Source organism: Chryseobacterium sp. CH21, assembly GCF_004119445.1.
GTDB lineage: Bacteria > Bacteroidota > Bacteroidia > Flavobacteriales > Weeksellaceae > Chryseobacterium.
Genome location: NZ_QICI01000061.1, coordinates 17,191 through 33,060, shown reverse-complemented (window position 1 = coordinate 33,060; position 15,870 = coordinate 17,191). Strand labels below are relative to the sequence as shown.

The 15,870-nt window shown below is 36.5% G+C and carries 13 protein-coding genes; 9 read left to right on the top strand and 4 right to left on the bottom strand.

Annotated features, from left to right (window positions below; translation table 11 throughout):
• Positions 1–14: 14 nt before the first annotated feature.
• From BOQ62_RS12495 to BOQ62_RS22510, 8 genes are all read left to right on the top strand, one after another.
• On the top strand, positions 15–899 hold the full coding sequence (locus BOQ62_RS12495; protein WP_228414050.1) for a TIGR01777 family oxidoreductase: 885 nt from the start codon (positions 15–17) through the stop codon (positions 897–899).
• 69 nt (positions 900–968) lie between these two features.
• Positions 969–1,550, top strand: a complete 582-nt coding sequence (gene nudK, locus BOQ62_RS12490; protein ID WP_129039930.1) for a GDP-mannose pyrophosphatase NudK — start codon at positions 969–971, stop codon at positions 1,548–1,550.
• Positions 1,551–1,636: 86 nt separating this feature from the next.
• Positions 1,637–2,008 (top strand): hypothetical protein, encoded by a 372-nt coding sequence (locus BOQ62_RS12485; RefSeq protein ID WP_129039928.1) that lies wholly within the window; start codon positions 1,637–1,639, stop codon positions 2,006–2,008.
• 18 nt (positions 2,009–2,026) lie between these two features.
• Complete coding sequence (locus BOQ62_RS12480) at positions 2,027–2,704, top strand: DUF2306 domain-containing protein (RefSeq protein WP_129039926.1); 678 nt, start codon at positions 2,027–2,029, stop codon at positions 2,702–2,704.
• Between the two features lie 260 nt (positions 2,705–2,964).
• Positions 2,965–3,345 (top strand): VOC family protein, encoded by a 381-nt coding sequence (locus tag BOQ62_RS12475; protein ID WP_129039924.1) that lies wholly within the window; start codon positions 2,965–2,967, stop codon positions 3,343–3,345.
• Between the two features lie 391 nt (positions 3,346–3,736).
• A complete protein-coding gene (locus tag BOQ62_RS12470; protein WP_228414048.1) occupies positions 3,737–4,321 on the top strand; it encodes a hypothetical protein in 585 nt (194 codons plus the stop codon).
• A 249-nt stretch (positions 4,322–4,570) separates the two neighbouring features.
• Entirely contained in the window at positions 4,571–5,008 is a 438-nt protein-coding gene (locus BOQ62_RS12465; protein ID WP_129039922.1) for a KTSC domain-containing protein, read from the top strand.
• A gap of 134 nt (positions 5,009–5,142) precedes the next feature.
• The gene (locus BOQ62_RS22510) at positions 5,143–5,295 is read left to right on the top strand and encodes a hypothetical protein (RefSeq protein WP_164976742.1); all 153 of its coding nucleotides are present in this window, start codon (positions 5,143–5,145) and stop codon (positions 5,293–5,295) included.
• Between the two features lie 181 nt (positions 5,296–5,476).
• Here BOQ62_RS22510 and BOQ62_RS12460 read toward each other — a convergent pair whose 3' ends face one another.
• The 4 genes from BOQ62_RS12460 to BOQ62_RS12445 all read right to left on the bottom strand — a co-directional run bounded on the left by BOQ62_RS12460 (position 5,477) and on the right by BOQ62_RS12445 (position 11,779).
• The gene (locus BOQ62_RS12460; protein WP_129039920.1) at positions 5,477–8,665 is read right to left on the bottom strand and encodes an efflux RND transporter permease subunit; all 3,189 of its coding nucleotides are present in this window, start codon (positions 8,663–8,665) and stop codon (positions 5,477–5,479) included.
• Between the two features lie 7 nt (positions 8,666–8,672).
• Entirely contained in the window at positions 8,673–9,734 is a 1,062-nt protein-coding gene (locus BOQ62_RS12455) for an efflux RND transporter periplasmic adaptor subunit (protein ID WP_129039918.1), read from the bottom strand.
• 9 nt (positions 9,735–9,743) lie between these two features.
• Positions 9,744–11,096: a TolC family protein gene (locus tag BOQ62_RS12450; protein WP_129039916.1), complete on the bottom strand. Its 1,353-nt coding sequence runs from the start codon at positions 11,094–11,096 to the stop codon at positions 9,744–9,746.
• 89 nt (positions 11,097–11,185) lie between these two features.
• The gene (locus BOQ62_RS12445) at positions 11,186–11,779 is read right to left on the bottom strand and encodes a TetR/AcrR family transcriptional regulator (RefSeq protein ID WP_129039914.1); all 594 of its coding nucleotides are present in this window, start codon (positions 11,777–11,779) and stop codon (positions 11,186–11,188) included.
• 178 nt (positions 11,780–11,957) lie between these two features.
• On the opposite strand from BOQ62_RS12445, the gene BOQ62_RS12440 reads away from it, so the two are divergent.
• Positions 11,958–15,869 (top strand): T9SS type B sorting domain-containing protein, encoded by a 3,912-nt coding sequence (locus BOQ62_RS12440; protein WP_129039912.1) that lies wholly within the window; start codon positions 11,958–11,960, stop codon positions 15,867–15,869.
• Position 15,870: the final 1 nt, after the last annotated feature.

Here is a 15,870-nt window from a genome sequence, read left to right as displayed (position 1 = left end):
ACAAATCTATTATTATGAAAGAAGTTGTTCTGATTACCGGTGCCAGCGGTATGATTGCCAAAGAGCTGGCAAAAAAGATAGGTACTGAATATGAAATCAGGTTTTTGACCCGAAAAAAAGTACATAATCATGAGTATGAATGGGATATTAAAAAAGGAACTATCGATGAAACCGCCTTTGACAATATTTCCCACATCATTCATCTTGCAGGTGCAAACATTTCAGAAAAACGCTGGACTCCCGAAAGAAAAAGAGAACTGATCTCCAGTCGTGTAGATTCCGCTGAGCTGTTACGAACAACTTTAAGAAAAAACAAGATAAAGCTGAAGTCTTTTATTTCAGCTTCAGGAATTAATTTCTACGGCACGGAAACCTCAGAAAAGATTTATACAGAAAATGATCCACCAGGTAATGATTTTCTAAGTGAAGTAGTGGTTTTATGGGAGAGAGCTGCTGATGATTTTAAGGAACAGGATCTGGCAGAAAGGGTTGTCAAAATACGGACGGCCGTTGTTCTTTCTGAAAAAGACGGTGCTTTAAAGAAAATGATTCCTCCTATTCAATATTATATTGGTTCTCCGTTGGGAAGCGGCCAACAATATATGCCGTGGGTTCATATTGAGGATATCTGCTCTATTTATGAATTTGCTTTAAAAAACCCAGCAATAAACGGAGCTTATAATGCTGTATCTCCACAACACGCCACCAATAAAGAACTAACGAAAAAAATAGCTCAGGTACTTCAAAAACCATTATTCATGCCTAATATTCCCGCATTTGTCCTGAAACTTTTATTCGGAGAACTGGCAACCGCTATTCTGGAAGGATCCAGAGCTTCATCAAAAAAACTTCAGGATGCAGGTTTCCATTTTAAATTTCCGGATCTGGAAAAGCTTTAAATGATCTATTAAAGCATTAAATTCAAAATATTATCAATATACACATATAATAACACAGAAAATATTCTAATGAAGAACCCAGACATAACCTTATTAAACACAGAAATACTTTCAGATAACTGGTATACTTTAAACAAAGTCACTTATTCTGTTTTAAAAAAGAACGGAACTACAGAAACTCAAAGCAGAGAAGCCTACGACCGTGGGAACGGAGCTGTTATTCTTCTTTACAATAAAGCGTCTAATACCGTTATTCTTACCAGACAATTCCGGTTACCGACTTATATCAACGGAAACCCTACAGGTATGCTTATTGAAGCCTGTGCCGGACTTTTGGATAATGACAATCCGGAAGACTGCATAAAAAGGGAAACAGAAGAGGAAACAGGATATAAAATTTCGAGTGTTCAAAAGGTATTTGAAGCCTATATGTCGCCCGGATCTGTAACAGAAATTCTTTATTTCTTCATTGCAGAATATTCCAGTGAGATGAAAATTAATGATGGCGGCGGATTGGAAGAAGAAGGAGAAAATATTGAAGTTCTGGAACTCACTTTTGAAGAAAGTCTGAAAATGATTGATACAGGGGAAATCAAAGACGCAAAAACAATGATGCTGCTGCAACACCTGAGGATTAAAGGAATTATGTAACAGTTTATCATTGATAAATGATACTTTGAAACTGCATATTTAAATAAAACTATTAACTTATGGCGCTTATTTTAAACCATTAAAAGATGATTGAACATGTGAAGCTTGCCATTAATCCTAAATTTCAGGATTGGGTTCTTTTTGAAAACGGTACTTATATTATTTTTGACGACATCAGTACTATCAAAGATGTAAAAGAGGAAGCAATACAGTTAATGAAAGAATTCGGGCCGGTTTCTGCCGGAGGTCCTGCCGGCGATTTCAGTGTAATTCATTTAAACTTTACTGAAGGATGGCTGGTTTCCGGACATGGATATGGTATGTATACGTATGTACATCCTTCGGAATTGGACAATGAGTCCCCAAATGATCTTGAAATAGGACTTTATGGGAGGTCTAAAAGAGATTCTGATGGTCAGAATCCCGAAATTATTCATATCAACAGCAGCGAAGCTTGATAAGACTTGCAATAATTCATGAAGTATTTGGGAATAAAGATCATTAAAGCCACCGCTTTATTTTTAGTTCTTCTTTTCAGTATCCTAATGCTGAAAACCATTTCCCAATATACTTCTCTTGAAAAAAATATTAGATTTCTGACCTTTAAACAACAGGTTGTAGATAATCCGTATTGGATGGCTTTTTTCTACATTCACATCTTTTCCATAACGCTTTGCCTTCTGGCTGGTCTGACTCAGTTTTCAAGTGGTTTTTTGGCAGAAAACAGAAACCTTCATCAGATTATTGGGAAAATATATGTTTATAATATTTTATTCATCAATGTTCCGGCATGTTTTGTACTGGGACTCTTTTCCAATGGAGGGCTTATCGGAATTGCAGGATTTCTGATACAGGATTTCCTCTGGGCTTATTTTACTGTTACTGCTGTGCTTTCTATCAAAAAAGGAAATATCAATAGGCATAGGATGTATATGATTCTAAGCTATTCGGTGACGAATACAGCCATTACTTTCAGAATTGTTAAGCATCTGTTTTACAATGAAGCGAAGTATGATTACCAGCTTTTTTATGGATTGAATGTCTGGGCTGCCCTCTTGATCAACCTTTTTATTGCCTATTTAACCCTCAAAAAAGATTCTTTGTTAACGGGAAAAATCAACGGTAGAAAAGAAAATATAGAGACTGAGAAATGAGACCAGAAAAAATGATGCGATAAATATTAAGGTGTTAAAAAGCACTTCGTATTTATTATTTCGGGTCCATTTACCAAAAAAACGCATTATCAGATAAGCAACTCCTCCAAAAAGAGCGATAATGAAAAGAAGAAAAAAATAATAGATCATGGTTTCGTGTTAATTTGGTAAATCTATTATTTTAAATCTAAAAAAACAATCAACAATAGTAATAAAAGCTTATCAATAACCTTAATTTTGGTTAAAATTAAAAGTAAATTATGCAAATAAAAAATCTGGATCATCTTGTATTAACAGTGGCAGACATTGATAAAACAATTGAATTCTACACCCATATCATGGGATTTGAAATGGTCGTTTTCGGGGAAAACAGAAAAGCCCTGATTTTTGGAAATCAAAAGATCAATCTGCATCAGAAAGGCCATGAATTTGAGCCTAAGGCCGAGACTCCCACCTGTGGTTCTGCTGATCTTTGTTTTATCGCACAAACAGATATTTATGAAGTAATGGAAGAGCTAAAACAGAAAAATATAGAAATTATTGAAGGGATTGTAGACAGAACCGGAGCGGTAGGAAAAATCAAATCGGTTTATTTCCGTGATCCGGATCAGAATCTTATTGAAGTAAGCAACTATTATTAAGTCAAAAAGTTACTCTATATCAACTTTTTTACATCTGTTTTCTTGGATTTAATTTCACAGAATTTCCAGAATTTAAAAATCAACAGTACAAAATCCTTATAAAATTTGCAAAAACCATTGAGAAAATCTATTTAATTCTTTACATTTCGAATTTAAAGCCTTAATTTTGCACTGAAATTCAGAAAATTCGGATTCTTTCAAGAGGTTATGTACATGAAAAAATGATGATCGGGCTTGCTTTGGCCTTATCCATTACTATTTGGGGGCAAAAAACTCCTGCAAAAGCAAACAATCTGACTCCTTACAGCTATCAGACTTTTAATTGTGACAATAAGGGTATTTTGACCCGGCCAAATATAAAAAAGAAGAAATAGACGGGGTAAACAAACTTTTGTATCAGTTCAATGGGGTTGTATTTGATACCCGACCTGTTTTTAAACTTTCCCAGCTTGAAGAAATCCGTCAAAACAGAGAAACTTATTTACAGGAGCTTGAAAAGCAGTATGAAGAAAAGAAAAAGGAATTGTACAGCCTTAAAATAATTGATCTTCCAAGATGGAAAAAACTCCAGGAAGAAACAATAGATTCTTTTGAAAATGAATACCAGCTGAATAAAGAAGAAATTCTCGCTTATTCTGACCCTACAACGCTTAAAAACAGTAAATATTACAATACCTGCAGAGAACAGATTGATGCAGTATCGTCTCCGGACAGAGAAAAGATGTTTGCTGCATGGAAAAATTATACAGAGCTTAAAAGCAAAAACAATGCTGATCCGAAAGGGGTAATGGCAAGATTTGATGCTAAAATGAATGATCCGCAGAAAGAAGACTATGCTCTGATAGACTTGATTGGTCTTGGTTTTCACAACTGTGCCAACAGCAGCTTCAGGCAGAAACGTGATGACGAAGGAACGTCTTATAAGGACTTCGATAAGATTTTTACTAAGCTGAAAAGAACTTGTGATGAGCCGTAGGCTGATTAAAAGATTGAAAAATTCAATTATTTAAAAAATATAATGACAGTACTCAGATTGGGTACTGTTTTTTGTTGATTGCTTTTCCAAAAATGTGTATTCGGAGTTTAACAAGCTGTAAGAGTTAATTTTACTCACTTTATTTCGCCTCCGAATATGTCAAATAAATTAATAATGAATAAGTTATGATTTTATGGATTTAATTTCTTAATTTTGCACCCCGAAAATAAGGATTAGAGATATGAAAAAATTGGTGAGCACAGAACACTTCTTGGAGTAGATAAAAATGTTACTTTAAAAGAATTAAAGACCATTTACAGAAATGTGATGAAAGATACCCATCCTGACAAATTCATTAATGATGAAGCAGGAAAGCAGGAAGCTGAAGAAAAAAGTAAGTCTGTGATTGAGGCATACCACTTTTTGGTAAGTATTAATCCTGAAACACAGGAAAAATACAAAGAAGAATATACTGAAACCATTACACAATCTAACATCCAGGATTTTTATCTTGAAAAATCAATTTTAACGGTTCAGCACCTTAATGGAAATATGTATGAGTATATGGGAGTTCCGAAAAACACTTATATCAAAATGATCAATGCTGATTCACCAAGCCGTTTTGCAAGAAGACACATTTATGGAAACTTTATCTACAGAAAGTCTGGGGAGGCTATGGCAGATTAATTTTTCCATTACAATATAGAAGAGCTTTCAGTTTTACTGGAAGCTTTTTTTGTTACCAAAAACTGAATAGTATGTTTTGGCTAAAGCCGATAATGAACGTTATAGATTAGCGGGCTAAAGCCCGCTCCTATTGAATGAGTCAAAAGTTAACCGTTTACGTTTGTCATTCTGACGAAGGAAGAATCTCTGTTGTAATCAAACCCATGAGATTCTTCACTACATTTATGAACTACGTTCGCAGGCTTTCAGTCTGTGTTCAGAATGACACAAGCAATACTTCAACTTAAAAACAACTTATTTTCTCTTAACAAATATCATCCATAGAAATAGGCTTTAGCCCATTTACAATAACAAAAAATAATCCAACGGCTTTAGCCAAAACCTATATAACCCAGATCTTGAATATTATTTACCAACAAAAAGCGCCTCAGAAAATCTGAGGCGCTTTCGGTTAATTAAAGGTTTAATTTATTTATCTAAATGTTTAGGCGTAAATCCGTCCTCATTTAGCTCTCTGTGTACGTAATCTGCTTTCATTTCAGCTTCGTAGTCTACTTTAGTATCTTTACCCATTCTGCGTAGAACAGAGTCAAATAGAGAGTATACTACCGGTACAATAATCAATGTAAGGAATAGTGATGATGTCAAACCACCGATTACTACCCATGCAAGACCTTTGTTCATCTCAGCTCCGGCACCTGTTGCCAATGCGATCGGTAACATACCGAAGATCATCGCAATGGTTGTCATCAGGATCGGACGAAGACGTGCGTGATTAGCCTGTACCAAGGCATCATGAGTATTAGCTCCTGCTGCTTTTCTCGCATTCGTAAAGTCAACGATAAGGATCGCATTCTTCGCTACAAGACCAATCAACATGATCATCCCTAACATGGTGAAGATGTTCAGTGAGTTAGCAGTTAAGGCAAGAATTACCATTACCCCGATCATCGCCAATGGAATTGAGAACAATACCACAAACGGATATACAAAACTGTCATATAGGGAAACCATTACCAGGTATACCAATACGATAGCCGCCAATAATGCAATTCCTAACGTACCGAAACCTTCCTGCTGGTTCTCCATATCTCCACTCCAGATATACTCTACTCCTATAGGTTTTTTAGTGCTCTTCATGAATTGATCTGCCCACTCATTAGCAACGTCCCCTACTGGTCTACCTACTGCTTTAGCTCTTACTTTTACCGAAGGAGATTTATCTCTACGTTCAAGTAAGCTTGGTCCTGAACCCATTTTTACATCAGCAAACTGGCTCAGACGAACCTGCTGCCCCTGAGGGTTTGTAAACATAAGGTTTTTCACATCATCAATAGATTGTCTGTTCACATCTCCGAAACGGATATTGATGTCATATTCATATTCTCCGGCTCTGAATTTTCCGTCTGTGTTTCCGTTGAATGCAGTCTGCATCGTCTGTCCTACACTTGAAAGATTTAAGCCTAAAGAAGACATTTTATCTCTGTCTATACTTACCTGAACTTCCGGGCTACCTGTATCTGTTGATAATTCAGCATCTACCGCTCCAGGAACTTTTTTCAATAGCTCTAAGATTCTGGTTGCTTCTTTTACTGCTGTTTCGTTATCAGGTCCTGTTACTACCATTTCAATTGGAGCATTTTCAGCACCCATGATACCGATTGGAGCCGTTTTAAATTCAACACCTGTGAATTTCTCTTCCAGCTGTCTTTTTATTTTTGCAGCTTTAATATTGGTACTTTCAGCACGTTCAGATTTATCCGTTAAGTTTACCTGAACTTCAGACTGGTAAGTAGTTGCCTGAGCTCCACCAAAACCTGTAGACTGCTGTCCAACTGTTGTAATAAGGTCTACAACATCTTTATCGTTTCTTAAAAACTTCTCAACGTCCAGCGTTAATTGGTTAGTTTTTTCAACGGTTGCATCTTTTGACAATTCCATTTGTACTAAGAACTGACCACGGTCAATTGGCGGGAAGAATTCACCTCCAATGAATCCGAATGCTACCAGCATGAATGAACTGATTAGGACAATAAATGTAATCACTACTGTTGAAATTCTTCTCAATGTCGTTTTCAGACACCATTCAAGGATATCAGTGATCCAGTGTGTAAACTTGTCAATTAATCCTTCAAACCAAAGAATGAATTTCTCAAACCAGTTTTTACCTGTTAAATGTTCCAGTTTACCGAATCTTGATGATAACCAAGGAATAATGGTAAATGAAGCTAACAATGATAACAAGGTGGCAATAACTACCGTGACGCAGAACTGAGCAAGGATATTCGCTACAAGACCTGAACTCATCGCAATCGGTAAGAATACCACTACAATTACCAATGTAATCGCAGCAACGGTAAATCCGATCTCTGAAGCTCCGTCATACGCCGCTCTGATCTTACTTTTACCCATCTCCATGTGACGGTAAATGTTTTCAAGTACAACAATCGCATCATCCACCAGGATCCCTACCACAAGGGATAGTCCCAGTAAACTCATTAGGTTCAAAGTATATCCCATCAGGTTCATTCCGATGAACGCTGCCACCAATGAAGCCGGGATAGAAACCATTACGATAAAGGCGTTTCTGATACTGTGAAGGAATAATAACATCACAATTGCCACGAGGATAATCGCTAAGAATAAGTCGAAAATAACGTGGTTTGCTGATTCAAGGGTAAATTCTGTAGTATCGTTTACGATTTTTACTTTTACTCCCTGAACTTTATACGCCTCTTCTACTGTTTTAATTGTTTTCTGAACACTTTCCGATACGGATACCGCATTCGCATCAGATTGTTTTTTAACCTGCATCAAAATGGTCGGAAACTGATTGAATCTCGCTACCTTTTCTACATCTTTCTGAGAGTCAAAAACAGTTGCAATATCAGATAAACGTACCTGAGCTCCATTTTTATTGGAAACTACAAGGTTGTTCATTTCCTCGGTAGATTTATATTTTCCTGAAAGTCTGATCGTAGATTTTGTAGTTCTCGTTTTCAAACTTCCTGTAGGGAAATCAAGGTTTGATGAAAGGATTGCCTGTTGTACGTCTCCAATTGAAAGTCCGTATCCCTGCAATTTTTTCTCATCAAGATTCACCTGAATTTCTCTCTCCTGTCCACCCACAAGGTCTACCTGAGCTACACCGTTTACACGGGAGAAAATAGGTTCAATCTTTTTATCTAATAAGTCATAAAGATCCTTACTGTTTAGTTTATCAGATGAAATACTCATCGTGATAATCGGTAGATCATCTAAAGAGAACTTGTTCAGAGAGGGAGCTTTCACATCATCCGGAAGGTCTGCAAGGATTGCATTTACTTTTCTTTGGGCGTCATTCAAAGCATAGTCTACATCTGCCCCATCGTTCAGCTGAACCATGATTACGGACAGGCTCTCATATGAAGAAGATTCTACTTTTTTTACATTCTCCAGGGAACCTACGGCATCTTCAATCTTTCGGGTCACGGATGTTTCCACCTCTGCTGGGGAAGCTCCCGGATACACCGTAGAAATGGTTACCATGTTGGTTTCAAACTTCGGAATCAATTCGTATCCCATGAGCGTGTAACTCAGGATACCCCCCAACGTCAGAATTGTAAATAATACAATTACCAGCGAGGGTCTTTTAATGGATATTTCTGCTAACTTCATGGGTCTGCTACTTTATAATATTCACTTTAGATCCATTATCCAGGTTGATCTGTCCGCTGGTTACTACCTGCTCTCCTCCATTCAATCCACTTAAAACCTGAACTTTATCTCCGTACACTTTTCCGATGGTTACTTTAATCAATTTAGCAACGCCATTCTGAACAACGAATAACTGTCCTGAGCTTACTCCATTTACAAATGCTTCTGCAGGAACTGTAAGCATATTCTGAGTTTCTGCCCCATTGTTTGTACTGAATTTAGCTGTTGCATACATACCTGCTTTCAGGTTTCCTCTGTTCTGAACTTCTATTTCTACAGGGAAATTCAAAGAAGCATCACTTTTAGGAGCAATGAAAGTAATTCTACCTACGAAAGAGTCTTCCGGTAAAACGTTTACTTTAATCGGAACTTCCTGACCTAACTGGATTTTTCCGATCTGGCTTTCATCTACTAAAACAGAAAGTTTCAGGCTGTTGATATTAACGATTTCAAACATTGATGTTCCTGGAGAAACTACAGTTCCGGGCTCAACCATTTTTTTGTTGATGGTACCGCTGATTCCCGCACGGATGCTTGTATCATTTACTTTTACGCTTTGTGCTTTCACCGCTACCTGCATATTTTTCAGTTGCAATCTTGAGTTATCAAGCTGCTGCTTTGTAACTCCACCTGTTTTGTATGCGTTTTCATAGCGTTGGTTATCCATAATGGCATTCTGAAGATTATTCTGTGCCTGGGTTACATCTACTTCAATAGCATCTCTTTTAATTGTTGCTAAAACCTGACCTGCACCTACTCTTGAACCTTCTTTTACCAAAACGTTTACGATACGTCCTGAGATTTCAGAAGACTGGTTCATTTCCTGTTTAGGAATGAAAGTTCCATTGGCGGAGTAATCAGTATCAATATTTTCTCTTGTAACCGTTACAATATTTACATTGATTTTATCTACCTGTTTGGCAACTTCTTTTACTTCCTGCGTCTGCTTTTCTTTGTTACCAGCAATCTTATATGCGGCTAAACCTACCAGTACAGCTGCTACGATGATATATATTAAAGTTTTTTTCATTTTAGTTTATTATAAGTTTTGTAGTGTGTTTAGTTCACCCTTAGCTTTTATCAGCTTGATCTCTGCCTGTTTATAATCCAGCAATGCATTAGAATAATTCTGTTTTGCCTGTGTTAAAGCATTTTCAGAATCCAGTACTTCTGTAAGTGTTGCTAATCCATACTGATAGTTAGACTGGGTATTTTTCTGTACTCTTTCTGCCAATCCAACATTATCTTTCATACTTTCGATATTGATCAATGCATTTTCCATATTGGTGACTGCATTTTTATAATCAAGATCTAAGCTCAACTGCGTCTTCTGAATATCCTGATCGATATCCTGAATATCAATTTCGGCCTGATTGATCTTCGCTTTTGTAGCACCTCCTGTGAAAATAGGAATATTTACATTCAGACCAATTGCTGAATAATCACTCCAAAGAACGCCGTTACTAAGACCATTTGTCAACGGGAATTTTGCTCCGTTGGCTCCCCATCCGTAGTTTGCCGTAAGATTTACCGATGGATAAAGATAAGCTTCGGTGGCTTTTTTATTGAAAACCAAAAGTTCTCTGTTTTTATTTAAAACTTTAATTTCTGTACGATTATTAAGATTTACGCTGCTTGCAATCAGCTCCGGCTTTGGTTCAATCGCTTTTTCTTCAAGTTCAATATCTGTTGAGATAGGAACTCCCATATAAAATTTAAGAGCATTTTTTGAAAGTTCAACAGAGTTGATTAAAGTCTGCTTATTGGAACCAATATTGGTAAGCTGAACATTGGTTCTGTCTAAATCGATTGATTTTGCCAAACCGTTATCAACCAAACTTTTAATAACATTTCTTACTTTTTCAGTGTTGGCATAGCTGGCAGTAACCGTTTTAAGATTTTCCTCCTGTACGAACACCTGATAATAAGCTGTTGCTACATTTTCAATGATCTGTTCATTGGTTAACTCAGCATTCAGTACATAAAACTCTCTTGTTGATTTTGCAGCTTTAAGTCCTGTGAATACTCTTTGATCAAAAATTGCCTGCTGAAGTTGTACAGAAGCTGTTGAACCCCAAGGCTGCCCAAACTGAGCTCTGATTTTCTCTCCTCCAAATTCCAGTAAAGATTCCTGAATAATTGGATTATATGTAAGTCCGGCTGTAGCAGTGATCTGCGGAAGGGCACCGGCTCTGGCTTCATCAATCTTATATTCGGCTTTTTTGATCTGTAAAGCAGCTTTTTTAGCTTCTGCCTTATTTTGAAGTGCCTGTTTTATTGCTTCCTGCAGGGAAACCTGCTGCTGGGCAGACATCAATGTAGAGCCGAAAATCATAAATGCTGAAGCTATCCCAATTTTTAGCTTTGTAGCAGTTATACGTTTTCTATTCATAATTTTATACTTCGTTTATTTTTTATTTAATTTTCAGTCATTATTTATTTCTAAATGACGAATCATTGTAAGAAATACTTTAGTTTTTTTTAGTTTTTGAACAACATATTGATAATAATCTCTTTTCGTTCAGAAATAATCTTATCATATTCTTCATCATTAATTAAAAGATTTTCCATAAATAATGGTCGTATAGCACTTGGGAACACCAATAATGCAACCATATTCAGAATAAACTGAACGGGTGCCATTTTTTCTATATTTCCCAATTCCATTTCTTTTTCAATATCCTTGTACATATCGTTCAGGATATCTTCTTCAATTTCTCTCTGATGGCAGGTCCCTTTATTGATCTGTGATACGATATACGTTTCCAGATACGGATACTGAAGACTGGTAGAAAGACTGCTTTCTATGAATTTGCTGATCTTTTCTTTAAAAGGGAGATCAGAATTCTGAATGATCTTCGATTTCTCCTGTTCTACTCTTTGCGCTTCATCAAAGATGATCTGGATAAGCTTATCTCTTGAACGGAAATAGTAATTAATAAGGGTTCTGTTCACTCCGGCTTCATCTGCAATCTCCTGCGTAGTAGCATCAAATTTTCCTTTCACAAAGAACAAATTCTTCGCTGTCTCCTTGATCAATTCCTGTGTTTGGTCTTTTTTTGCTTGATTTGACATTTTTGTTAAACAAATTTGTGCAAATTTATACTAAAATTTATTTTTGACAAAATTGTTAAACAAAAAAATTAAACAGAATTGTCATGACATCCATCATGTTTTTAAGCTTAAGTTTGTGATTAGTTATTATTTAATGAGAAGGCTATTTTTATATCTTTGCCGCAAAAATTAATAACTGATGAAGAAAATTCTTTCGCTGTTCTCAATTTTGAGTATAGCTCTTTTATTTTCACAGAAAAAAAATTCTGATGCCAATTCCTATTATTTTTATGAAAACAAAGGCCAGATTATAGATCAGGACGGAAAAGAAAATAAAGATTTAAAATATCTTTTTCTTTCAAACGGTCTGAATGTGCAGCTGAAATCTAATGGTTTTTCTTATGATATTTATGAAACCAAGAAAACAGTAAACCCTGATTTTTCAAAAACGACAGAACATTCACTTTCAAGCCCCAATCAGTATAATATCAACGAATATATTTATGAGAAACTGATTCACAGAGTAGATATCGAGCTTATCAACTCTAACAAAAAGGCAACAATCTCATCCGAAGGAAAATCGCCGGATTATGATAATTATTATAACTTGCCTGAGAATCCAAAAGGTATTACGAATGTTTATCGTTACCAGAAAATCCGATATAAAAATATATATCCTCATGTAGATCTGGTCTTTTTCAAGCCCGATGATACTTTAAAACCTATCGAATATAATTTTATTATTAATCCAGGAGGAAAAGTTTCAGATATTAAAATGAAATTTAATGGCGCTCCTGCTTTGATTAAAGACGGAAAGTTAACCATGAATGTACGTTTTGGAGAAATTTATGAAAACATTCCTAACAGCTGGATTACAGGCAATATAAAAACTGATATTGATGTTTCTTTTAAAGATCTTGGTGATCAGACTTTTGGCTTCAATGCTCCATTCAATAGTTCTGATAAAACGATTGTAATAGACCCTGTACCCACAAGAATATGGGGAAGCTACGCCGGGGGATTTGGAGATGATTATGGAAGAATCAAAACAGACTCCGAAAGCACTGGCTATTTATATGGAACAACCAACAGCACAACTAATTTTGCCACTTCCGGTACTTATCAACAAAATGTTTCCGGCGCACTTGATGCATTTCTGATGAAGCTTACCAAAAATGGACAGAAACTTTGGGGAACTTATTATGGTTTTGGAATGACTGATGTATTTGCTGATGTCGATTTTGATGAGAGCTTTAATATTTATGCTGGTGGAACAGTTCAAAGAGGGCCATACAATGAAAACATCGTTTTAGTAAAATTTAATAATAACGGGAGTTTCATTTTTCAAAAAGAATTTGTTTCAAGCAGACAAAATAAGCTTTATACTGTTTCTTACAATCAAAATCATATATATATTGGTGGCGATTCTTTTAGCTCTGATTTTCCTACCGTTAATGCAATGCAGCCTACAAAGTCTACACCTATTGGGTATACGGATGGTATTTTAGCATCTTTAAATTCAACAACTGGTAATGTTGACTGGGCAACATATTTTGGGCGAAACGATGGCTCTACTTCTATTTTTCAAATTCTATCCTCGAACGATAATCTTGAAATAATTGGAGCAACCCAATCTTCAACTATTCCTATGGTTAATGCTTTTCAGCCTTTAAAAGGAGGTGAATCAGACGGAATATATCTCAAAGTCTCAAAAACAGGAAATAGCATTCTCAGATCAAGCTATTATGGAAACGCAGGCTCAGAGCAAATATGGAAAGCAAGAATTGTAAATAATACTTTAATTCTTCCGGGGAGGTTTTCTACTCCTGCATTTCCCACGGGAGAGCCCGGAATATGGAGGGTGAACTTAACCACTAACGCTATTACAAAAAATTATTTCAATTTTACAGGCTCTTTCCAATTATTAGCATATCCCGACACTTCCGGAAACGTTTTTTTTACTGGACTACATTCAAGTGGGCAACCTGACATATCAACTCCCGGAGCATATATGGGTATGCCTGCAATGTATAATTCTACATTTTTAATTAAATACAATCAAAATGATGTAAAAGAATGGGGTACTTATTATACAGGAAACGGTGCTACACAGCAAGGCGAAGTTACAAAAGATAATGATGGTGCCATTTATCTTACAGGAATGTCAGGTGGAAATACATCCGGCATCGCTACCCCAGGAACATTTCAGCAATCTCCGGGAGGTGGAAACGACATTTTCATCGCTAAGTTTCAAGACTGTACTTCATCTGCCGTTGTCACTTCTAATTCTCCTGTATGTCCTAATGGTACTCTTCAATTGAATGCAACCGGAGGAACTACATACAGCTGGACCGGACCTAATGGCTTCACCTCTAATCAACAAAACCCAACTATTCCTAATGCAACAACTGCTCATGCGGGCACCTATACATGTCAGATTTCAGGATCTGGAGCTTGCGATGGTACTTTTACAGTAAACGTGGTTGTGGGTGATACTATTGCCCCGGTTCCGAATATTGCTGCTCTAGCAGATATTACCGGAGACTGCCATACAACAATTGCAACAATTCCTACAGCTACAGATAACTGTGCAGGAATAATTACTGCAACAACAACAGATCCTTTATCTTATACAATCCCTGGGACATATACCATCCATTGGACTTATAATGACGGGAACGGAAATACGATCACACAGAATCAGAATGTAATTGTATCATCTCCTGCTCTTCCGGTAGCTGCCAACACCCAGCAAACTTTCTGTGCAACCAATAATCCAAAAGTTTCCGACCTTCAGATCACAGGTCAGAATATCAAATGGTATGATGCAACAGGAAGTATTTTACCCACAACAACTGCTCTTATCAATGGACAGACCTATTATGCATCTCAGACTATTAATGGCTGTGAGAGTAATAAGACAACTGTTCAGGTAACGGTAAATACCACTCCTAAACCAACAGCAAACACAAATCAGGATTTCTGTGCTTCTGCGAACCCTACGCTGGAAAAGATTGTAGCAACAGGAACTTCACTTAAGTACTATGATGCAGCAGGAAATGTGCTTCCAATGACAACACTTCTTGTGAACGGGCAAATATATTTTGTGACTCAGACCTTAAACAATTGTGAGTCTGAAAAACTATCAATAACAGTAACACTATCCACAGATAATGTTCCCGCTAAAGATGTGACACAAGTGCAATGTAATACGACAACGGCAAACTCAATGATTGTCAATCTTCATTCTTATGAATCGATGATCATTAACAACCCTGCCGGTTATATTTTTACCTATACTGATACTGCAGGAAATCCTATTTCCAATCCTTCAGCTTATGCTATAAATGTAGGAACAACTATTATTCATGTAAAAGTGGCAACTCCTGACGGATGTTTTAAAGTAGTTAGGCTGAATCTTATATTAAATCCTAAACCCATTGTTCAACTTTCTGGTCAACTTGATTTCTGTGAAGGAAAATCAGTCATTCTTGATGCAGGGCCTGGATTTAAATCTTATGAATGGAATACGGGAGCAACTACTCAAACCATTACCGTATCTACTCCGGGAACTTATACCGTGAAAGTAACCAATATTTTCGGATGTGAAAGTATAAGCTCTACACAGGTTAGTTATTCTGTTCTGGCTCATATTGTTTCTGTGAATATTACCAATAATACAGCAACAGTTATTCTTTCACAAAGTGGAAACTATGAATTTTCTTTAGATAATTTCACATGGCAGGATTCTAATATATTCACCCATTTAAAAATGGGAGAATATACCGTATATGTGAGAACAAAAGCCGGATGTATCATCGGAAAGAAAAATTTTTCTATATTCAATATTCCTAACGCAATCAGTCCTAACGGTGATGGGATCAATGATACATGGAAAATAGCAGGTCTGGAAAACTATCCGGGAACCGAAGTCAGTTTATACGACAGAAGAGGCGCTGTTATCTATAAAGAAATAATCAAAAAGAATCCTTTCCAATGGGACGGCAGATATGAATCCCAACCCATCTCTACTGGAAATTACTGGTATACCATAAAAGTTTCTGATGGAAGAATCTACAACGGATGGCTTCTGATCAAGAACAGAGAGTAAC